This window comes from Pantoea sp. F_5 (assembly GCF_008631595.1).
In the GTDB taxonomy this organism is placed as follows: Bacteria; Pseudomonadota; Gammaproteobacteria; order Enterobacterales; family Enterobacteriaceae; genus Pantoea; species Pantoea gossypiicola.
The window spans coordinates 85,623-106,120 of sequence record NZ_VWUO01000010.1; the positions used below are offsets into that span (position 1 = coordinate 85,623).

Annotated in this window: 16 protein-coding genes and 1 pseudogene; 13 read left to right on the forward strand and 4 right to left on the reverse strand. The window is 57.3% G+C overall.

What is annotated here, in order from left to right; genetic code table 11:
* Positions 1-44: 44 nt before the first annotated feature.
* Both F3I44_RS14670 and F3I44_RS14675 read right to left on the reverse strand, forming a co-directional pair.
* The gene (locus F3I44_RS14670) at positions 45-1,196 is read right to left on the reverse strand and encodes an amidohydrolase (protein WP_150011551.1); all 1,152 of its coding nucleotides are present in this window, start codon (positions 1,194-1,196) and stop codon (positions 45-47) included.
* 19 nt (positions 1,197-1,215) lie between these two features.
* Positions 1,216-2,214, reverse strand: a complete 999-nt coding sequence (locus tag F3I44_RS14675) for an MsnO8 family LLM class oxidoreductase (protein ID WP_150011553.1) — start codon at positions 2,212-2,214, stop codon at positions 1,216-1,218.
* A gap of 311 nt (positions 2,215-2,525) precedes the next feature.
* On the opposite strand from F3I44_RS14675, the pseudogene F3I44_RS14680 reads away from it, so the two are divergent.
* From F3I44_RS14680 to F3I44_RS14740, 13 genes and pseudogenes are all read left to right on the forward strand, one after another.
* Positions 2,526-3,164 (forward strand): annotated as a pseudogene (locus tag F3I44_RS14680) (PTS transporter subunit IIC); the annotation flags it as partial.
* A 499-nt stretch (positions 3,165-3,663) separates the two neighbouring features.
* A complete protein-coding gene (locus tag F3I44_RS14685) occupies positions 3,664-5,226 on the forward strand; it encodes an aspartate aminotransferase family protein (RefSeq protein ID WP_150011555.1) in 1,563 nt (520 codons plus the stop codon).
* A gap of 1 nt (position 5,227) precedes the next feature.
* Positions 5,228-6,520, forward strand: a complete 1,293-nt coding sequence (locus tag F3I44_RS14690) for a lysine N(6)-hydroxylase/L-ornithine N(5)-oxygenase family protein (RefSeq protein ID WP_150011557.1) — start codon at positions 5,228-5,230, stop codon at positions 6,518-6,520.
* A 1-nt stretch (position 6,521) separates the two neighbouring features.
* Positions 6,522-8,876, forward strand: coding sequence for a GNAT family N-acetyltransferase (locus tag F3I44_RS14695; RefSeq protein ID WP_150011559.1), 2,355 nt, complete (start codon positions 6,522-6,524; stop codon positions 8,874-8,876).
* Between the two features lie 77 nt (positions 8,877-8,953).
* On the forward strand, positions 8,954-10,183 hold the full coding sequence (locus tag F3I44_RS14700) for an MFS transporter (protein WP_150011561.1): 1,230 nt from the start codon (positions 8,954-8,956) through the stop codon (positions 10,181-10,183).
* A gap of 212 nt (positions 10,184-10,395) precedes the next feature.
* Positions 10,396-12,030 carry a TIGR04028 family ABC transporter substrate-binding protein gene (locus F3I44_RS14705; RefSeq protein ID WP_150011563.1) on the forward strand — a complete coding sequence of 545 codons (1,635 nt, stop codon included), beginning with the start codon at positions 10,396-10,398 and terminating at the stop codon, positions 12,028-12,030.
* A 12-nt stretch (positions 12,031-12,042) separates the two neighbouring features.
* Entirely contained in the window at positions 12,043-12,984 is a 942-nt protein-coding gene (locus F3I44_RS14710; RefSeq protein WP_150011565.1) for an ABC transporter permease, read from the forward strand.
* Positions 12,981-13,826: an ABC transporter permease gene (locus F3I44_RS14715; RefSeq protein ID WP_150011567.1), complete on the forward strand. Its 846-nt coding sequence runs from the start codon at positions 12,981-12,983 to the stop codon at positions 13,824-13,826. The genes F3I44_RS14710 and F3I44_RS14715 overlap by 4 nt, the downstream gene beginning before the upstream one ends.
* Entirely contained in the window at positions 13,823-15,442 is a 1,620-nt protein-coding gene (locus F3I44_RS14720; RefSeq protein ID WP_150011569.1) for an ABC transporter ATP-binding protein, read from the forward strand. Before F3I44_RS14715 ends, F3I44_RS14720 begins: the two co-directional genes overlap by 4 nt.
* Positions 15,439-16,446, forward strand: coding sequence for a putative FMN-dependent luciferase-like monooxygenase (locus F3I44_RS14725; protein WP_150011571.1), 1,008 nt, complete (start codon positions 15,439-15,441; stop codon positions 16,444-16,446). The genes F3I44_RS14720 and F3I44_RS14725 overlap by 4 nt, the downstream gene beginning before the upstream one ends.
* The gene (locus tag F3I44_RS14730) at positions 16,443-17,543 is read left to right on the forward strand and encodes an alkylhydroperoxidase domain protein (protein ID WP_150011573.1); all 1,101 of its coding nucleotides are present in this window, start codon (positions 16,443-16,445) and stop codon (positions 17,541-17,543) included. Before F3I44_RS14725 ends, F3I44_RS14730 begins: the two co-directional genes overlap by 4 nt.
* Positions 17,544-17,545: 2 nt before the next feature.
* On the forward strand, positions 17,546-18,685 hold the full coding sequence (locus F3I44_RS14735; protein ID WP_150011575.1) for an amidohydrolase: 1,140 nt from the start codon (positions 17,546-17,548) through the stop codon (positions 18,683-18,685).
* Positions 18,686-18,705: 20 nt separating this feature from the next.
* On the forward strand, positions 18,706-19,551 hold the full coding sequence (locus F3I44_RS14740) for a VOC family protein (RefSeq protein WP_150011577.1): 846 nt from the start codon (positions 18,706-18,708) through the stop codon (positions 19,549-19,551).
* Positions 19,552-19,665: 114 nt separating this feature from the next.
* Here the strand turns inward: F3I44_RS14740 and F3I44_RS14745 are convergent, their stop codons facing one another.
* Together F3I44_RS14745 and F3I44_RS14750 are read right to left on the reverse strand one after the other, a co-directional pair.
* Positions 19,666-20,076, reverse strand: a complete 411-nt coding sequence (locus F3I44_RS14745; protein WP_150011579.1) for a type II toxin-antitoxin system HigA family antitoxin — start codon at positions 20,074-20,076, stop codon at positions 19,666-19,668.
* Positions 20,073-20,384, reverse strand: coding sequence for a type II toxin-antitoxin system HigB family toxin (locus tag F3I44_RS14750; protein WP_150011581.1), 312 nt, complete (start codon positions 20,382-20,384; stop codon positions 20,073-20,075). The genes F3I44_RS14745 and F3I44_RS14750 overlap by 4 nt, the downstream gene beginning before the upstream one ends.
* Positions 20,385-20,498: the final 114 nt, after the last annotated feature.

The following is a 20,498-nucleotide window of genomic DNA, read 5'->3' on the forward strand; positions in this document are numbered from 1 at the left end:
GAGGGTTGTCAGAACCCCCGTGTTTAAACGGACTGCAGATGAATTCAGTTCAGAATGGCTTCCCGACATCGCGCATTGAGGTGTTGCAGCGCCTGGCGGGCCAGTCGGGCGAAGTAGTCGGCGGCGGGGGCAATCAGCGCCTCATCCGGGGTAAAGCTGGCATGGTGCAGACCAAAATCACTGGCGCTGCCGATGCTGACAAACGCACCCGGCACCTGTTGCAGATAGAACGCAAAATCCTCACCCAGCAGATGCAGTTCGGCAGACTGCACCCGATAGCCTGCCTGCTGCGCGACATCACTGCTGAAGGTTGCCCAGTGCGCATCGTTGATTAGCACTGGCGGACCGGGATGCCAGCTCAGGGTCGCCTGCGCGCCATTGGCCTCAGCAAAGTGCTCAACCAGCGTACGCACCCGCTGTTCCAGTTCGGCACGCAGCTGTAAATCGTGCGTTCTCGCCGTGCCGCCAAACTCCACGCCGCCCGGCAATACGTTCCAGCTTTTGCCGCCGTCGATGCGGGTAATGCTCAGCACCAGACTGTCCAGCGCACTAAAGCTGCGGCTGGTGAGTCCCTGTAAGGCCTGGATAATCTGGCTGGCGGTGACAATACTGTCCACGCCCTGCTCCGGATACGCGGCATGTGCGCCTTTGCCGGTGACGCGAATAATAAATTTGTCCGTATTGGCGTAAAACGCCCCGCAGCGGGTAGCAAACGTACCAACAGGCAGTGAAGGCTCGTTGTGCATGCCGAAAATAGCCTGCACCTCATCCAGCACGCCCGCCTCGATAAACTGGCGTGCTCCGCGTGCAATCTCTTCTGCAGGCTGAAACAGGATGCGCACCCGACCAGGCAACTGATCGGCCTGTTCGTTAAGCTGTAACGCCGCGCCCAGCATCACAGCGCTATGGAGGTCGTGACCGCAGGCGTGCATCACACCGGGATGACGGGAGTGAAAACGCACCCCGCTCGCCTCATGGATTGGCAGCGCATCGATGTCGGCGCGCAGGGCGATGACGGCCTCTCCACTGCCAATTTCCGCCACAAGACCCGTCTCAAGGGGATAGTCGAGCAGCCGGATGCCCGCCGCCTGCAACCAGCCCCGCAGTCGGGCGGTGGTGGCGAACTCCTGACCCGACAGCTCTGGCCAGGTGTGCAGTTCACGCCGCCATTCAATCAGTTGTGATGCATTGCTCATGATGACTCTCCACTCAGACTCAGGCTGCAACCAGATGCTGTGTAGCCAGCAACTGCAGTGACTGCAGGCGGGCAACCGGCTCGGTAATCGGCGTGTCGATAACGAACTCATCAATGTCGAAATTATGGTGCAGCGCATCCAGCTGGGCATGAACCTGTGCTGCGGTACCTTTCAGCAGTGACGGCGTGCGCGGCTCAATCTGATAATCGCGATATCCACCCTGCCGCACATAGCGCTCAGCCTGTTCCAGACTGGCGACGTTAACGCCAGGCCCGTCTTTCACCGATACATGATAATGACGCAGCGTGGAAACCAGCAGGTCAGCCTGGGCGGGCGAGTCGGCCACCACGACCTGAACAGCCACCAGTGCGCGCTGGCCGTTACTGAGGCGAGAGAAGGTACTCAGTGCATGCTCCAGCAACTGGCGGTCGCCATTGATATGAGCTGCAAAGACGAACTGCCAGCCCAGACTGGCCGCCAGCCGCGCACTCTCTTCACTGGCACCCAGCAGAAAACGGTTAGCGGGACGTGATGGCAGCGGCGTCGCGGCTAAACCTTCGTCATCAGGCTGTACCTGTGTATGTTTAAGCCAGCTATCCAGCAGCTGAAGCTGTTCGGCAAAGCTGCCTTTTTTAGCCGCATCGACACCCTGTTGCAGTGCATGGGTAGAAAGTGGCAGTCCGCCCGGCGCTTTGCCCACACCGAGATCGATACGGCCCGGTGCCAGTGAGGCGAGCAGATTAAAATTTTCCGCCACTTTATACGGGCTGTAATGCTGCAACATCACCCCACCCGAGCCGACACGAATATGGCGGGTCTGGGCAACGATCCAGGCAATCAACACTTCCGGTGAAGGACTGGCGAGCTGCGCAGTATTGTGATGTTCCGCCAGCCAGAAGCGGTGATAACCCCACTCCTCAGCTAACTGCGCCAGCTGCAGCGTGCGCTGCAGTGCTGCTGCAGGCGACTCGCCCTGCAGCACGGGCGCTTTATCTAACAGACTTAGTCGATATGCCATTCACCTGGTCCTTGTTCATTCCGGTTGCGGACCAGTGTGCTGCGCAGTCGATTATTGGTAAAACATCATATTGTTTTATGCTTTATTGAATTCGTCATAATGGGGAGATAATGACGTCGACAGGAGATAATCAGGCGCTAGGGCTGGATATCCGGGTGATATTTTGCGTTTAACGCTCTTCTTGACCTGATGATCATCTGCTTAAAGCCAGCGCGTGGCAAAGTTATGCAGAAAATCGTCTTATGTTTTTTCAGGCGGGCGTCTGATTTAATCAGAGATTATGTGTCAGACAACCTCTGGAATATGATTAGCTGGTTTACGCCTTCATTCAGGCCATTACCTTTGCCGCTGGCGTCTTTATCATTCTGCAGGGCGTGCGTTTAATTCTGGCCGAAATTGTCCCGGCTTTTACCGGCTTTTACCGGCTTTTCAGAAAAACTGGTGCCAGAAGCCAGACCCGCGCTCGATTGCCCGATTGTCTTTCCCTATGCGCCGAATGCGGTGCTGGTTGGCTTTATCTCCAGCTTTGTCGGTGGCCTGGTCGGACTGTTTGTCCTGGGTCAGCTGCATTGGGTATTGATTCTGCCCGGTGTGGTCCCTCACTTCTTCTGTGGTGCGACAGCTGGCGTGTTTGGTAATGCAACCGGCGGCAAACGCGGAGCAATCTGTGGTGCCTTTGCTCATGGCCTGTTGATCACCTTCCTGCCTGTCGCCCTGTCGCCCTGTCGCCGGTACCCGGACAGACTGGACTGACCAACACCACTTTCCCGGATACAGACTTTGGCGTCACAGGCATCCTGCTCGGTAATATGGCGCACTTTATGAATAAGGGAACCATCACCCTGATTATCAGCGGCATTTTTGGTCTGCTAGTGGTTTATAACTTCATGGCTAAATGGCTAAAAAGAAGGTTCCTGCTGAAACGAACGAAGTGTAATGAGGCACTGTAATACTAACCGACCGGTTTGGCCGAACCTCCGGTATTCCCACAGTGACTGACCGCAGTACGCCCATCCTGATATCGATTAATGTCAGTTTTCCTCCTTTGTTTTACCCACACGGTAATGCACAACTCTAATGCACCCCTCATTTCTGATTCAAACCGGTCCTGGTTTCTCATAAAAGAGGACTATTCCGAACGAAAAAAGTGATCTGAATCACACTTTCAACATTAGACATACTAATAAATAAAATTTAACAACAAAACAATTGAATGATAATGATTAACATTTACACTCTCATCCGCATATAACAAAGCGTTAAACGCTGCAAAATCCACAAATAATATGCGGTATTTTCTCTTTTTAGGATGAAAACACTAATCCACGTAATGGTCAGGGTTTTTATCTGGTTAGTTAGTTTTATGTTTACTGGAGTTGTTGAGCGGATTTCTAACGCTGCTGACGTTGTGTCGGCAGGGTCACTGGTATTCACGCACAGGAACTGAAAATGCTTTTACGCTCATCCACTCAGACGGCACTGGACCTCGCGCCAGCCTCCAATGCCAGCGGAGCCGAAACGGCTATTTTTAACGATCAGCAACTGGCGGCCTGGTCGCAGCAGACTCAGGAGGTGCTGGCGCTGATGACGCGCACCGTTACTGGCGTAGAGAAGCCTTTCAGCGGGATTCTGCCCCACGAACTGGCGGCGGAGTTCAGCGAGGTCGATCTCGATCGTCCGCTGGGCAATAACGATGACGCGCTGGCAGAGCTGAGTCAGCTCTATCTGCGTGACGCTGTCTGGTTCCACCATCCTAAATACCTGGCGCACCTGAACTGCCCGGTCGTGCTGCCTTCTCTGATGGCCGAGCAGATTATGGCGGCGGTAAACAGCTCGGTTGATACCTGGGATCAGAGTGCCGGCGGCACGCTGATTGAACAGAAGGTGATCGACTGGACGCTGGGCCGTATTGGTCTGCCTGCCGGATCGGATGGGATCTTTACCAGTGGCGGCACCCAGTCCAACCTGATGGCGATGCTGCTGGCGCGTGACAGCTGGTGCGCGGAACATCATCCGGGGCATCTGATTAAGCATCGCGGCCTGCCGGAGACGGCATCTAAGTGGCGGGTGTTTACCTCGAAACTCAGCCACTTCAGTATTCAGAAGTCGATGGCGATTCTGGGACTGGGCTATGACGCGGTTATCGCCGTTGATCACGATGACCACTACCGTATGGACGCAAAATGTCTGGAAGAGGAGATCGCACGCTGCCGCAATGAAGGGCTGATCCCGATTGCCGTGGTCGCCACCAGCGGCACCACCGACTTTGGCAGCATCGATCCGCTGCCCGACATCGCCCGTCTCTGTGACGATTATGGTCTCTGGATGCACGTTGATGCCGCCTACGGCTGCGGCCTGCTGGTTTCTGAGAATCATCGCGCGCGGCTTAACGGCATTGAGCGTGCTGACTCCGTCACTGTCGATTATCACAAATCGTTCTTCCAGACCGTCAGCTGCGGTGCCTTCTTTGTGCGCGACAGCCAAAACCTGAAGCATGTCACGCACCATGCAGATTACCTGAATCCACTTAGCGCTCAGCAGGAAGGCACGCCGAATCTGGTTAACAAAAGTATTCAGACCACACGCCGTTTTGACGCCCTGAAAATGTGGCTGACACTGCGCGTGATGGGCCCCGCGGCGCTGGGTGACGCCTTCGACACGCTGATAGATCTGACCCAGGCCGCGCACCAGCGATTAACTGCGCATCCTGCCATTGAAGTGCTGCATGCGCCTGAACTGACGACCCAGATTTTCCGCTACGTTCCCGGCAAACATGCCAGCGATGCGCAGATTGACGAGATCAACGCTGCCATCCGTAAAGCGCTGTTCCGTTCCGGTAATGCGGTGATTGCGGGCACCAAAGTCAATGGGCGTCAGTATCTGAAATTCACCCTATTAAATCCCACCACGACCACGGCCGACATTGAAGATGTACTGAGCCTGATTGCGCACTATGGCCGCGAACAGGTGCGTGCCTCTGCGCTGAGCGCGGCGAATCATGGAGAGATGTGAAATGAATAATCCCGTTTATGACTTTATTGGTATCGGCATCGGCCCGTTCAACCTGAGCCTGGCCTGTCTGAGCGAGCCGGTTGAGGGGCTGAATGGTCTGTTTCTGGATGAGAATCCGGGCTTTGACTGGCACACCGGCATGATGCTGGAAAATGCGCATCTGCAGACGCCGTTTATGGCCGACCTGGTGACGCTTGCCGATCCTACCAGCCCGTACAGTCTGCTCAACTACATGAAGGAAAAGGGAAAATTATACTCTTTTTATATCCGTGAAGACTTCTTCCTGATGCGCAAAGAGTATAACCAGTACTGCCAGTGGGCCAGCTCAAAACTCTCTAATCTGCGCTGGAACAGCCATGTCGAGTATGTCAGCTATGATGAGCCCGCCGGGATCTATCATCTTCAGGTGACCGACACCCGAAGTGGTGAAAAACAGCGCTATCAGGCGCGTCATCTGGTCCTCGGCACCGGGCCAAAAGCTTGGATGCCAGCGTGCAGCCAGCCGCACCGCCAGCGCCTGACGCACTCCAGCCACTATCTGGCTAACAAAGCAGAATTGCAGCAGAAACGTTCGATTACGGTGCTGGGCAGCGGCCAGAGCGCCGCAGAAATCTACTACGACCTGTTGACCGATATTGACCGCTTTGGTTATCAGCTCAACTGGATCACCCGCGCGCCACGCTTCTATCCGCTGGAGTACACCAAGCTCACGCTGGAGATGACCTCACCGGAGTGGGTCGACTATTTCCACGCGCTGCCCGCCACCACCCGTGATGAGCTGAATGCGCGCCATAAGAATCTCTATAAAGGCATCAACAGCAGCTTAATCAATGACATCTATGACCTGATGTATGTGAAACAGCTCGACGGTGATCTCAACGTCAACCTCTTCACCCACTCCGCGCTGACCGCGATGCGCTGGCTGCCGCAGGGCGAATTCGAGTTGACGCTGCATCAGGAGGAGCAGGATTGCACCTTCACCCGTCGCACCGAAGGACTGGTGATGGCGACCGGCTATCACTATCAGCCACCGATGTTTTTAGAGGGCATCACCGCACGCCTGCGCTGGGATGAAAAAGGCCGCTACGACGTGCAGCGCAACTACAGCATCGACCATCATAATCAGATCTTCGTGCAGAACGCCGAGCTGCATACCCACGGCTTTGTCACGCCGGATCTCGGCATGGCCTGCTACCGTAACTCTGTGCTGCTGCGTGAACTGACCGGACGCGAGGTCTACCCGATTGAGCGCCAGATCGCCTTCCAGACCTTCCCGGCTAAATCGGAGCACTGAGATGAAATCACAACCATTGTTCAGTGCCGATCGCCCTGCAGGCACGTTCACCCTGAGACCCATGCTGGAGAGTGATGCGACGCTAATCCACAGCTGGGTCACCCGCGATTACGCCCGCTTCTGGGGCATGCAGCAGCAGAGCCTGGAGCAGGTCGCGACATTCTACCAGACGTTGACCGCATCCGATCCTCATGCCGCGCTGATTGGCTGCTGCAACGATCAGCCCGTCTGCCTGATTGAGTGCTACCGCGCGTGTGACGACGAGGTTGGCAAGTTTTATCCGGCTGCGCCTGATGATTACGGCATGCACATTCTGATTGCCCCGGCCAGCAAGCCGATCAAAGCCTTCAGCTGGCAGGTCTTCACGCTGGTGATGGACTATATGTTCAGCCGCCCCGAGGTGCGGCGCGTGGTGGTCGAGCCGGACGTGCGCAATGAAAAAATTCACGTACTGAATAAGCGCGCCGGGTTCCGCTACCAGCACACCATCGACATGGGTCATAAAACCGCCTGGCTGGCCTTTTGCCAGCGGGAAGATTATCAACACGCGTTACAGCAGGAGTCGCAGACCATGAACACCCTCTCATCACTGACAGACGGCACGCATCTGACGGGCGACCACTGGGCGCAGGCAAACCGCATGCTGATTCGCAAAGCGATTGCTGAGTTCGCGCATGAAAAAATCATTGCGCCGCAGGAAACGGGCAATGGCAGCTATCAGCTGGCGGTGCCGGGCGGAGAAGCGACTTACCATTTCCGGGCGTCGCGGCTGGCGCTGGATCACTGGGAGATCGACGCAGATTCCCTGCGCAAGCAGGAGAACGGTCGCGCGCTGCCGCTGGATGCGCTGAAGTTTATCGTGGAGTTCAACGGTGAGATCGGGATTCCGCAGGCGCTGCTGGCGACTTACATGGAAGAGATCAGCAGCACGCTGTGCAGCAGCGTTTATAAGCTGCAGAAGAATAATCCCGACAGCCAGGCGCTGGTCGCAGCTGATTTCCAGACGGTAGAAGCGGCGATGACTGAAGGCCACCCCTGCTTTGTTGCCAACAACGGACGTATTGGCTTCGATGCACAGGACTATCTGGCCTATGCGCCGGAAGCCGCCGCGCCCGTGCAGCTCATCTGGGTCGCGGTCCACCGCCGCAACGCCCATTTCTCCAGCCTCAACGAGTTGAGCTATGAGCAACTGATGCGTGATGAGCTGGGCGACACTACCGTGGAACAGTTCAATGCGCAGCTGGTGAACAAAGGGCTGGCGATTGAAGACTATATCCTGATGCCAGTACATCCGTGGCAGTGGCAAAACAAACTGCTGACCGTGTTTGCGGCCGATATTGCCAGTCACGATATTGTTTATCTCGGCACCGGCGACGATGCTTACCAGGCGCAGCAGTCCATCCGTACCTTCTTTAACCGCAGCCAGCCCTCAAAACGGTATGTGAAAACTGCGCTGTCGGTGCTTAACATGGGCTTTATGCGCGGTCTGTCGCCCTACTATATGGCGACGACACCTGCCATAAACGGCTGGCTGGAACAGCTGGTCGCGGGCGATGCCTGGCTGAAACGCTGTGATTTCCGCATCCTGCGTGAAGTCGCGTCAGTTGGCTATCACAACCGCTACTATGAGCAGGCGATCAAAGGCGACTCCGCCTATAAAAAGATGTTTGCGGCGCTGTGGCGGGATAATCCTGCCACCAGCCTGCAACCGGGCCAGCGTCTGATGACGATGGCCTCTTTCCTGCACGTCGATCACCACCAGCAGCCACTGTTGCCCGCACTGATCGCGGACTCCGGCTTACCTGCGAAGCAGTGGATCGAACGCTATCTGACCTGCTATCTCAGCCCGCTGCTGCACTGCTTCTATCAGCACGATCTGGTGTTTATGCCGCACGGTGAAAACCTGATCATGCTACTGGAGAACAACGTGCCGGTCAGCGCCTATATGAAGGATATCGGCGAAGAAATTGCCGTGATGAACCCGGACGCGATGCTGCCGGAGGGCGTGCAGCGTCTGGCAGTAGAAGTGCCGGAAGAACTTAAGTTGCTCTCCATCTTCACCGATGTGTTTGACTGCATCTTCCGCTTTATCAGCGCGATTCTGGACCAGTCAGAGACGCTGCCGCAAGAGGATTTCTGGCAGGCAGTGGCGCAGTGCGTGAAGGATTATCAGCAGGCGCATCCGGAGCATGCGACTAAGTTCGCGCGCTATGACATGTTCGCGCCCGAGTTTACCCGCTCCTGCCTGAACCGCCTGCAGCTGGCGAATAACCAGCAGATGATCAATCTCTCCGATCCCGCCGAGAACCTTAAGTTCGCCGGTACGCTGGTCAACCCGATTGCCCGCTGGCGCTAAGCGTTACACCGTCACTCGATAATTATGCGGTCACCCTGGTGGCCGCTTTTTTAATGGTTTTATTGCAGGAATCTTCAATGGCTTCTTTTCAACCGCTGGCACAGCTGTCCCGACGACATCTGATCTTTCCGCTTTCTCTGGTGTTGTTCGAGTTCGCCACCTATATCGCTCATGACATGATCCAGCCCGGCATGCTGCTGGTAACCCAGGAATTTAAGGTCGGGCCGGAGTGGGTTTCCACTTCGCTCACCGCTTATCTGGCCGGTGGCATTCTGCTGCAGTGGCTGCTGGGTCCGCTCTCAGATCGCATCGGGCGGCGTCCGGTACTGCTCAGCGGCGTGGCTTTTTTTATGCTCTCCTGCATCGCGACCCACTGGGTACAAAGCATTGAGCAGTTTGTCCTGCTGCGGTTTCTGCAGGGGATCAGCCTCTGCTTTATCGGTGCAGTAGGCTATGCGGCGGTACAGGAGGCGTTCACGGAGTCGCTCAGCATTAAAATGATGGCGCTGATGGCCAACGTCGCCCTGCTGGCCCCGCTGGCCGGGCCGCTGGCGGGCGCGGCTTTTCTGACCGTGGGAGAGTGGCGAACCCTGTTCTGGCTGATTGGTGCTGTCGCGGCGCTGGCGCTGGCCGGACTGTGGTATGCGATGCCTGAAACGGCGGGCGATCGTCAGAAACCGCTGTCGCTGGGATCGATTATCAGCGGTTACGCGGCGTTGCTGAAGGATCGTCAGGTGATGCGTGGTTCACTGGCTATCGGCCTGGTCACCGTACCCTGCATCGCCTGGGTGGCGCTTTCACCCGTGATTTTGATCCACGGCGCGCAACTCAGCCGCATCGACTATGCCCTGCTTCAGCTGCCGGTCTTTGCCGCGATGATTGCGGGCAACCTGATGCTGGGACGATTGTGCAGCCGTCTGCCGATTGAACAGCCGGTACGGCTTGGTGCCTGGCCAGTGGTCTGCGGACTGAGCATTGCGGTGGTCGCTACTCTGCTGGATCCGCAAAGCTATCTGTGGCTCACTGCCGGAATGAGTCTCTATGGCTTCGGCACCGGGCTGATTAACGCCGGACTGTATCGCATGACGCTGTTTTCCAGCCGCGCCGGAAAAGGCAGCGTGGCGGCAATGCTGGGCATGGTGAGCATCCTGATTATTGCGCTGGGCATTGAAGCCGCCAAAATCGCGTATTTCAGCTTTGGAACCGGCGGCTTTAGCCTGGTGAACCTGATCTGCGGCCTGCTGTGGCTGGGACTGGTGAGTGCGTTCCTGCGTGCCGGACAGCGTAAGTTGTGTGCCGAATTGTAATGACGCTACTGCAGGTCGTTAAGAAAATATAAACCCGCGGAATGGCAGATGTTTATTTGCCATTCCGTAAATTTGAACATCTGTAAATTCCCACCCACTCCCGTATTTATTATTTTCAGATAAGCTTTGACCAAATCGTTACTTTATCTGTGTGTTGCGTCATTCGATGATGATTCCGCCTGCTGAGGCAATTAATAACAAAGGAATTTATCATGACGACGTTATTCCCCCTTAAACCACGCGCACAGACGCTGTTTTTTACGTTACTTGCCGGGACGCTCACCTTCAATGCAGCCGCCGCGCCGGTTAAAGGCGGCACGCTGATTTATCTGGAACAGCAGGCACATACCAATCTCTATCCGCCCGCCGGGGGCTTTTACCCTAATGGCGGCATTCTCAATCAGATCACCGATAAATTAACCTGGCAGAATCCTGAAACATTACAGGTTGAACCCTGGATTGCGGAAAGCTGGACCACCAATGCCGATAAAACCGAATACACCTTTAAATTACGTCCTGGTGTGACTTTTTCCGACGGCACGCCATTAGATGCTAACGCGGTGGCGAAAAACTTTGATACTTACGGGCTGGGAAATAAAGCGCTGCGCCTGCCGGTATCGGAAGTGATTAATAACTATGATCACAGTGAAGTGATCGACCCGCTGACGGTGAAGTTTTATTTCAAAAAACCCTCCCCCGGCTTTTTGCAGGGCACCGCCACCATTGGTTCCGGCCTGGTGTCGCTGAGTACTCTGGCACGCAGTTTCGATCAACTGGGTGATGCCCGGCATATCATTGGTTCCGGGCCATTTGTGGTCAGTGATGAGAAGCTCGGTCGTGAAGTGGATCTGGTGGCGCGCAAAGAGTACCAGTGGGGCCCGAAAAACATAAAGCAGCAGGGTCCGGCTAATCTCGATGGGATTAAAGTGATTGTCACGCCGGAGGACAGCGTGCGTATTGGTGCGTTGCTGGCGGGACAGGCGGGCCTGATCCGTCAGGTGCAGGCATACGATGAGAAGCAGGCTAAAGATCAGAATTTCCCGGTTTATGCCGCACCGACCCGGGGCGTCAACGACAGCCTGAGCTTCCGCCCCGACAACCCGCTGGTGAGTGATATCCGGGTGCGTCAGGCGCTGCTGCACGCCACCAATTCGAAACAGGTGGTTGAAACCCTCTTCTCTCCCAACTATCCGCAGGCAACCTCGGTCGTCGCGACCACCGCTGCGGGCTACGTTAACCTGGCGGACAAACTGACGTTTGATCTGGCGAAAGCGAAGACCTTGCTCGACCAGGCAGGCTGGAAACCGGGTGCAGATGGCATCCGTGAAAAAGCGGGCCAGCGACTGGCTCTGACCGTCTATGAATCCCTGCCGCAGCCGCAGAACAAAGAGGTCCTGCAACTGGTCGCCCAGCAGTGGCGACAGGTGGGGGTTGCCCTCACCGTCAAAGCCGGTGATGCAGGCAGTAAAACGCTGGATAACCTGGATCCTCTGAAAACGCCGCTGAATGTCACGGAAGTTGGCCGCGCCGATCCCGACGTGATCAAAAGCAGTTTCTACCCGGCTAACCGCGACAGCCTGCTGCAGAAAGGCGGCTCCAGCGACAAAGTAAAAAGCTTCCGTGATGACAAACTCAATCAGCTGCTGGTGGACGTCTCCTCCGAAGTGGATCCGGCAAAACGGCTGCAGCTGACCGGTGATGTTCAGCGCTATCTGCTGGACCAGGCCTATGTGATTCCAATCTTTGAAGAACCGCAGGTTTATGCGGGCGCGCCCTGGCTGAAAGGGGTCAGTTTTGAAGCGGTAGGCCGTCCGGCGCTCTATGGTGCCTGGCTGGAAAAACAGTAACCGGAGGTGAGGATGCGCCACTATCTGCTGCAACGCGCCGGTCTGGGACTGCTGGTACTGTGGGCTGCGTTTACCTTGTCTTTTGTGCTGTTGCAGGTGCTGCCGGGTGATGCGGTGCTGATTAAATTTCAGAACCCGGATCTTGGCCTGAGTCCCCGGCAGATTGCTGAAATGCGCCAGGCCTATGGCGCAGACAGCCCGCTGTGGCAGCAATATCTGCATACGCTGGCGGCGATGCTGCATGGCGACTTCGGCTATTCGGTGCAGGCGGGCGTGCCGGTCAGTGAACTGCTGACCAGCAACCTGCCCGGCACGCTGCGACTGGCGCTATGCGGATTCCTGCTGGCAACGCTGCTGGCTTTCGTGCTGGCGACCCTCTCAAGGCTGCCCGCCCTGCGCTTCCTGCGTAATCTGCTGCAGTCCCTGCCCGCGCTGTTTATCTCCGTGCCGACCTTCTGGCTCGGCATTGCCCTGATTCAGCTCTTCTCATTTCAACTGCGCTGGATTCCGGTCATTAATCCCTCGCCGTGGCAGGGATTGGTTCTGCCCATCATCACCGTCGCGGTTCCAATCTCAGCGCCGCTGGCACAGATTCTGCTGCGCAGCATTGATGAGGTTTCCACCCGGCCTTTCGTGGCGGTGGCGCGGGCCAAAGGTGCGAGCGAGCACTATGTCCTGTGGCGGCACATCCTGCGTAACGCAATGCTGCCGGTGCTTACCGTGGCGGGTCTGCTGCTTGGGGAACTGATTGCCGGTGCGCTGATTACCGAAACGGTGTTTGGCCTGGGGGGACTGGGTCAGCTGACGCAGCAGGCGGTGAACAATCAGGATGTCGCAGTATTGCAGGCGGTGGTGATGATCTCCGCGCTGGGTTTTGTGGTGATCAACCTGCTGGTCGATCTGCTGATGCCGCTGTTTGATCCGCGCTTACAGCTCTTAAGAGGTGCAACATGAGTCTGGTAGATTACGCGGCCGCCCGTCAATCCGTCTCGTCTGAGCGTTATCGCTTCGCGCCGGGCCTGTGGCTCGCCCTGTTCGTGATGCTGCTGGCCGTGCTGGCGGCCCTTTTCCCGGCCCTTTTTACCCAGGCCAACCCGCTGGAAGGCATCGCGGGCGCACAGCGCCTGGCACCGCAGGCCGGACACTGGCTCGGCACCGATCAACTGGGCCGCGATCTCTTTGCCCGCATCGTTTACGGCGCGTCACATTCCCTCTCTGCCGCCGTCATGTCAGTGGCAATCGGCCTGTTGACCGGAACCGCGCTGGGCGTCCTGGCGGGAGCCACGGGCGGCAAAACTGAATCGATCGTGATGCGCGCCGTGGATGTGCTGCTGGCGATCCCGTCCCTGCTGCTCTCACTGAGCGTGCTGATTCTACTCGGTTTCGGCACCCTGAACGCCGCGCTCGCAGTGGGCATCGCCTCCATTGCCAGCTTCGCCCGGCTGGCGCGGGCCGAAGTGGTGCGCATTCGCCATAGCGAGTATATCGAAGCCGCTTACGGCAGCGGCGGCCGGTTTTTCAGCGTGCTGTGGCGTCACATTCTGCCCAATGCGCTGACGCCGGTGATCGCCTATGCCGCCCTGCAGTTTGGTCAGGCGATTCTGGCGCTGTCGACACTGAGCTTTCTCGGCTACGGCACGCCGCCGCCGGTCCCGGAATGGGGTCTGCTCATCGCTGAAGGGCGTAATTATCTGGCTACCGCCTGGTGGCTGACCACATTTCCTGGTGTGGTGGTCGTGGCTGTCGTGCTCGCGGCGAACCGCATCAGTCAGCAACTTTCAGGAGGACGCCGATGAACGCTCAGCCGTTACTCGCAGTCAACAACCTGACGCTAAGCTATCGCCGCGGCAACCAGTGGCAGCCGGTGGTGCATAATGTCAGCTTCGAACTGCACGCTGGTGAGATGGTGGCACTGGTCGGGGAATCCGGTTCAGGTAAAACCACCACGGCACAGGCCATTATGGGCCTGATGGCGGAAAACGGCCGCCGCGAAGCGGGTGAAATCCGACTCAACGGCGTCGATATCAGCCAGTGGTCGCAGAAGCGTTTTGACTCGCTGCGCGGTGCGCGCATCAGCCTTGTACCGCAGGATCCCGGCAATTCACTGAATCCGGTTAAAACCGTCGGCGAACAGGTGGAGGAGATTCTGCACCTGCATCTGCGATTACCGGCAGCACAGCGCAAGCAGCGGGTCATTGATCTGCTGACCCGCGTCGGTCTCAGCCACCCGGAACAGCGGGTCAGGCAGTTTCCGCATCAGTTGTCAGGCGGCATGAAGCAGCGTGTTTTGATCGCCATCGCCCTCGCCCTGCAACCGGAGATCATTATTGCGGATGAGCCGACCAGCGCGCTGGATGTCACGGTGCAGAAGCGTATTCTCGATCTGCTGGATGACCTGCGGCAGGAATCCAGTACCGCCGTGCTGTTCGTTACCCACGACCTGGCGCTGGCGGCGCAGCGTGCAGATCGCATCATTGTTTTTCGCCATGGTGAAATCCAGGAGTCGGGCCGCACCGCCCAGGTCATCAGCGCGCCATCACATCCCTACACCCGTCAGTTACTGAATGATGCTGCGCCGGAGCGCCCCGCCCGCGTTAAACCTGCGGCCGCCCGTTTTTCTGCCCCGGCAATTCGGGCAACCGGCGTGATGAAAAGCTTTTCGCTGGGTAAACAGCAGCGATTACAGGCGCTGAACAATGTCAGTTTTCAGGTGGCACGCGGCACCACGCATGCGCTGGTCGGCGAATCGGGATCCGGCAAAACGACGCTGGCACGTATCGTTCTGGGCTTTGAAACCGTCGATAGTGGCGCAGTGACGCTGGACGGCATTGTGGTCAATGGATTGCGCGGCGAGGCATTGCGACAGCTGCGCCGTAAGATCCAGTTCGTCTATCAGAACCCGTTTGCCTCGCTCGATCCGCGCCAGACGCTCTATTCCATTATCGAAGAACCCCTGCGTAATTTTGACAAGTTGGACCGCAGCCAGCGCCGTGAACGGGTGGAAGCGATCACCTCGCGGGTGGCACTGCCACTTTCCCTGTTATCACGTCAGCCACATGAACTTTCGGGCGGACAGCGGCAGCGTGTAGCCCTGGCGCGGGCGCTAATCTGCGAGCCTGAAATCCTGGTGCTGGACGAGGCGACGTCGGCGCTGGATGTCACGGTGCAGGCACAAATCCTTGACCTGTTGCAGCAGCTTCAGGCCGAACTGGGGCTGACCTATCTCTTTATCACGCACGATCTGGCGACGGTACGACAGATTGCCGACAGCGTAACCGTTTTAAAAGTGGGCGAAGCGGTGGAACAAGGTGACGTTGTCACTATATTCAGCGCACCTCAGCATCCCTATACGCGCGAACTGATTGGTGCGATTCCGCCACTCGTGCCGTTAACGCATAAGGAGTCAGCATGAGCCAACGTCTCGGATTTTTTACCCGACTGCTGGATAACGTCCCGGCTAAACAGCGTTATCAGCTGGCCATTGAGCAGATTCAGCATGCCGAGCGCTGTGGCTTTGATGCGGCATGGATTGCTCAACATCACTTTCATAAGGATGAGGGCGGACTGCCTTCGCCGCTGGTTTTTCTGGCGCACGCCGCCGCCCATACCCGTACCATCCGGCTCGGCACTGCCATCATCACGCTGCCGATGGAAAATGCATTACGGGTCGCAGAAGATGCTGCAGTACTGGATTTGCTGTCGGACGGACGGCTGGAGATCGGGCTGGGTTCGGGCGGCACGCCGGACTCGTTTTTACCCTTTGGCTTGACGTTTGCCGAACGCGGCGCGGCATTTGCAGACAATCTGCATACGCTGCTCAGTGCCTGGCGCGGTGATTCGCTGGGACATCCGGACAATCATCTCTGGCCCGCCGCGCCGCAGCTCGCCGGACGGGTGTGGATTGCCACCTTTTCGGTTGAGGGTGCAATCCGTGCCGGCCAGAGCGGACACGGTCTGATGCTGTCGCGCACCCAGCCACGGCCAGCAGGCCAGGCAGAACTTACGCTCGATGCGCTGCAGAATCCGCTGATTGATGCCTATCTCGCGGCACTTCCGGCGGGAACTGAGCCGCGTATTCTTGCCTCCCGCACTGCATTTGTCGCGGATTCAGACCACTACGCACGTCAGATCGCTGAACCTGGCATTCGCAAGCAGGCTGCTCAGCACCGTGGCGAAATCCGCGGGGAGAGCTTTGATGACCTGCTGGCACAGTTTGATGCCCATGTTGGCGGCATCGATCAGGTCGCGCGCTCGCTGGCGCAGGACAGCGTGCTGCCTCGCGTCACCGACATCTCATTCCAGGTGCATTCAGCAGAGCCTTCGCATGCCGACACGCTGCGCTCGATTGAGCTGATTGCCGGACATATTGCGCCCGCACTTCGTGCTGCTGGCGAACCAGACAGGAGAATTTCATGAGTCAACCTGACGATTTGATTGCCGCACTGGCGGATATCGATCCCGATTCCGGACTGGCCCACGCGCGGCAGACGCGTCACGCCGCGACGCGCCATGCCCAGGGCAGCTACAACGTGTTATTTGACCAGGGCGATGACGATTTTCCGTTAGCCGAGCGGCGTCTTCTGGCCGCAAAAGTCGCAGGCTGGCATGCCCGGTCGGAGCTGCAGACGCACTATCAGCCGCAGCAGCCCGTGCCCGATAGTGATCGGATCAGCGCCGCGCTGGACTTCGCGCATCGCCTCACCTTTGAGCCGGTTGCCGCGACACCTGCCCATCTGGAGACGCTGAAGCAGGCGGGATGGACCCCGCGCGGCATTGTCACGCTGGCACAGCTGGTGGCGTTCGTCAGTTTTCAGAGCCGGTTAATCACAGGCCTGCGCAGCCTGCAGGGCCATGAAGCAGCGGGTGAAGCTGCCCCGGTCGTCGCCGGTCACTGGCACGAGGCATTAAAAACCGCCAGCGGCAAAACGGCGCTGACCGCGTTTACACAGCAGGAACTCGGCTGGGAGCCGTGGCTGCCCGCCAGACCGCTGGCTGAATTCAGTGAGGAGGAGCAGGCGACACTGGCAAAATTCGGTCACACCGACTCCGACTATTTCCGTCTGCTGGGGCGTAACCTGCCGCTGCTGGAGCAGCGTACCCTGACCGACAAAGGCATTTTCTACACCGCTGGCGGGCTGCCGCGCGCCGAGCGTGAGCTGGCCGCCACCGTGGTCAGTAAGGTCAACGGCTGTATTTATTGCGCCTCGGTTCATGCGCGTAAAGCCAGCCAGCTTTCAAAGCAAGATGACGCAATACAGAAACTGCTGAATGTCGCGCCCGGCGCAGTGTTATCCCACGGACACACTGCCCGCTGGCAGGCGATCATCGCCTTTTCGGCGGCGCTGTCGCTGACCCCATCGCAACCTGGCCAGTCGCAGATCGCTGCACTGCGCGAGCAGGGTCTGGATACACTCGCCCTGCTCGACCTGATTCAGTCCACCGCCTTCTTTGCCTGGGCCAATCGCCTGATGCTGACGCTGGGCGAGCCTTTTCTGCCGGAACAACAGGGATAAACATGACATTGCCTTTAACTGAACAACTGGTGCAGTGGCGTCGCGAGCTGCATCAGCATCCGGAACTTTCAAACCATGAATTTGCCACAACTGAACGTATTACCCGCTGGCTTGAAAAGGCGGGTATCCGGCTGTTGCCGCTGGGACTGAAAACCGGCGTGGTGGCAGAAATCGGTCATGGTGAATCACTGATTGCCCTGCGCGCGGATATCGATGCGTTGCCGATTGATGAAATCACCGATCGCCCGTGGCGATCACAGACGCCGGGCGTCATGCACGCCTGCGGTCACGACGTTCACAGCGCGGTAATGCTGGGCGTCGCCCTGCAGCTTAAACAGCAGGAAGCCACGTTGCCAGGCCGGGTGCGGATTCTGTTTCAGCCCGCTGAAGAGACGTTTAATGGCGCACGTCAGCTGATGGATGCCGGTGCGCTGGAAGGCGTAGAGGCAATATTTGGCCTGCACAATGCGCCCGACCTGCCGCTCGGTACACTGCGTAGTCGGGCGGGCGCGTTTTATGCCAACGTTGATCGCTTTGTGATCCGCGTTGAAGGTAAAGGCGCGCATGCGGCACGACCCCAGGAGGGCATTGATTCGATTGTGATTGCCAGCCATATTGTGACCGCTTTACAAACCCTGCCGAGCCGGGTATTCAGCTCGCTGGAGACGGTGGTGCTGAGCGTGACGCGCTTTACTGCCGGGAATACCTGGAACGTGCTGCCGCAAAGCGTTGAGCTTGAGGGCACCGTACGCACCCACAATGCTGAGATTCGGACGCAGATCCCACACCGCATACGCTCGCTGATTCAGGGCATCGCTGCCGGATTTGGCGCGACTGCTGAGCTGGAGTGGTTCGCGGGGCCACCTGCCCTGATTAACACGCCAGGCTGGGTGGATGTGGCGCTGGAAGTCGCACACCAGAGCGGCTATCTCGCAGAGCATGCTGAGTCGCCGCAGATGGGCGGAGAAGATTTTGCCTTCTATCTGCAACAGGTGCCGGGCGCATTTGTCAGCATTGGCAGCGCCAGCGAATTTGGCCTGCATCACGCCGCCTTCGATCCGGATGAAGCGCTGATCGGCCCGGCGGTGGAATACTTCACGCAGCTGGTACCACGTGCGTTGCAGATTGTGGCGGCGCGATGACCAAAAAAAGGAGTGCAGCTATGTCTGTTCCGGTTCCTCAACCGATTCTGGATCACGCGGTGATTAACGTGGCCGACCAGCTCGACAGCGCCAGCGCGCGCTTCCGGCGGCTTGGCTTTCAGCTCACAGAGCGCGGTCATCATTCGCTGGGTTCGAGTAATCATCTGGCCATTTTTGGCGAAAATTATCTTGAGCTGCTTGGTTATGAACCCGGCAAAGGCAACCAGCGCGCCGATCTCTGGCAATCGCCACTGGGATTGAGTGGCCTGGTGTGGAAAAGCAGTGACGCCGACAGTGAGTTTCAGCATCTGGAACGTCAGGATCTGGATGGCGATCCGCCCGCCTCTTTTCATCGTCCTGTCGATCTGCCCGACGGTACGGTAACTGAAGCGCATTTTCGAACCGTCAGGCTGCGCCCTTCGCTGATACCCAATGGCCGCAGCTTTTTTTGCCAGCATCTGACGCCTGACGCGGTATGGCAGCCTGCATGGCAACGTCATCCCAATGGTGTGCGCAACATCAGTGAATTTGTCATTGTGGCGCAGGATCCGGCGCATTCGGCTCAGGTTTATAGTCGTCTCTTTGGTGCCGCAAAAGTGCTTGCCTGCCCTGAAGGCGCCTTTGTGCTGCGCGCCGGTGCCGCCACAGTTCGGTTTGCGTCAGCAGAGTATGCGCAACGTCGCTTTGGTCCGCTGCCAGAAGACTATGATGGCAGCGCCCGGATGGTTGCGCTGGGTTTCGAGACCGGGAATCTCGCGCAGGTCAGAAACGCACTGCAGGCAGGTGAGATTGCGTTTCAGGAGCACACTGAGGCGATTGTCGTGGAGTCAGGTGAAGGGTTTAATCTGGCCCTGCGTTTTACGTGAAGTGCGGGCCTGAAATGTGATGAAAAACGCCTCGGCTGAGGCGTTTTTTTATCAATTGTAGTGTTACGTCATAATGACGTTTGGCGTTCGATCGGCCTTTGAAGTCGTCTTAAATCAAAAAAACAACGATGGTGACAGGCCAAACCGCGCGCACAATGCCCGTATGTGTGACACGGTCAACTGACGTTCGCCGCTGAGGATTCGGCTGACCAGCGACTTTTTGCCAATTTCATTTTCGAAGTCACTCAGGCTGAGGTTGTGCTGCTCGATCAGTACCCTCAGAACGCCAGGCCCGGTGCTGATTTCACGCTGGCGGCTATTAAAGTCGGCCATCGCAGGATCATTATCTTCATAATGAGCAATGCGGGCACAAAGCAAATCTACCAGCGGATTATCCGGCTCATGTTCAATAAGGTATTCGACCAGTTCCAGTGCTCCTTCATAATCATGTCGCTGGTTGCTGCCGGCCAGCAGCGGCACCGCTTCTGCCAGCTGATTTGACAGCCTGATAGCTTCAGTATTCATTCGGTTACCTCCCGATATTTCTTAACAAGCTTGTCGTACTCAGCGTGAGTGCAGATATGTTTGATGAAGATTTTGCTGCGCTCAAAATCCGCGAAAAATATCACGCGCAAATGGTTGCCACTGACGTCAATGACCCACCATTTAGCGCGATACTTCATACGATCAAGGCTTGCATAAAGCGCCCTGAGATCGTCAGGACCACTGAAATCGCCCTGTCTGAGGTGGCGGTAAAGCAGATCCAGTGCTGCCGCTGCATTGGGATATTTTCTGGCCGCCTCGTCAAACGGCACGCGTGAAATAACATGCATTCCATTGGCTCCTGACTGTTTCCATTATGGAAACCATCTTCTCAAAACGGCTGAGCGTTGACAAGCTGAAAACGCAGAAACCCGCTTGTTCCCGAGTCCTTAATACGCCTTAAG

Excerpts from the sequence above, each read along its gene's own strand:
- F3I44_RS14710 (WP_150011565.1), top strand. The coding sequence starts at position 12,043 with ATGCGCCACTATCTGCTGCAACGCGCCGGTCTGGGACTGCTGGTACTG.
- F3I44_RS14700 (WP_150011561.1), top strand. The coding sequence starts at position 8,954 with ATGGCTTCTTTTCAACCGCTGGCACAGCTGTCCCGACGACATCTGATC.
- F3I44_RS14675 (WP_150011553.1), bottom strand. The coding sequence starts at position 2,214 with ATGGCATATCGACTAAGTCTGTTAGATAAAGCGCCCGTGCTGCAGGGC.
- F3I44_RS14720 (WP_150011569.1), top strand. The coding sequence starts at position 13,823 with ATGAACGCTCAGCCGTTACTCGCAGTCAACAACCTGACGCTAAGCTAT.
- F3I44_RS14730 (WP_150011573.1), top strand. The coding sequence starts at position 16,443 with ATGAGTCAACCTGACGATTTGATTGCCGCACTGGCGGATATCGATCCC.
- F3I44_RS14670 (WP_150011551.1), bottom strand. The coding sequence starts at position 1,196 with ATGAGCAATGCATCACAACTGATTGAATGGCGGCGTGAACTGCACACC.
- F3I44_RS14735 (WP_150011575.1), top strand. The coding sequence starts at position 17,546 with ATGACATTGCCTTTAACTGAACAACTGGTGCAGTGGCGTCGCGAGCTG.
- F3I44_RS14685 (WP_150011555.1), top strand. The coding sequence starts at position 3,664 with ATGCTTTTACGCTCATCCACTCAGACGGCACTGGACCTCGCGCCAGCC.
- F3I44_RS14715 (WP_150011567.1), top strand. The coding sequence starts at position 12,981 with ATGAGTCTGGTAGATTACGCGGCCGCCCGTCAATCCGTCTCGTCTGAG.
- F3I44_RS14745 (WP_150011579.1), bottom strand. The coding sequence starts at position 20,076 with ATGAATACTGAAGCTATCAGGCTGTCAAATCAGCTGGCAGAAGCGGTG.
- F3I44_RS14690 (WP_150011557.1), top strand. The coding sequence starts at position 5,228 with ATGAATAATCCCGTTTATGACTTTATTGGTATCGGCATCGGCCCGTTC.
- F3I44_RS14705 (WP_150011563.1), top strand. The coding sequence starts at position 10,396 with ATGACGACGTTATTCCCCCTTAAACCACGCGCACAGACGCTGTTTTTT.
- F3I44_RS14750 (WP_150011581.1), bottom strand. The coding sequence starts at position 20,384 with ATGCATGTTATTTCACGCGTGCCGTTTGACGAGGCGGCCAGAAAATAT.
- F3I44_RS14725 (WP_150011571.1), top strand. The coding sequence starts at position 15,439 with ATGAGCCAACGTCTCGGATTTTTTACCCGACTGCTGGATAACGTCCCG.
- F3I44_RS14740 (WP_150011577.1), top strand. The coding sequence starts at position 18,706 with ATGTCTGTTCCGGTTCCTCAACCGATTCTGGATCACGCGGTGATTAAC.
- F3I44_RS14695 (WP_150011559.1), top strand. The coding sequence starts at position 6,522 with ATGAAATCACAACCATTGTTCAGTGCCGATCGCCCTGCAGGCACGTTC.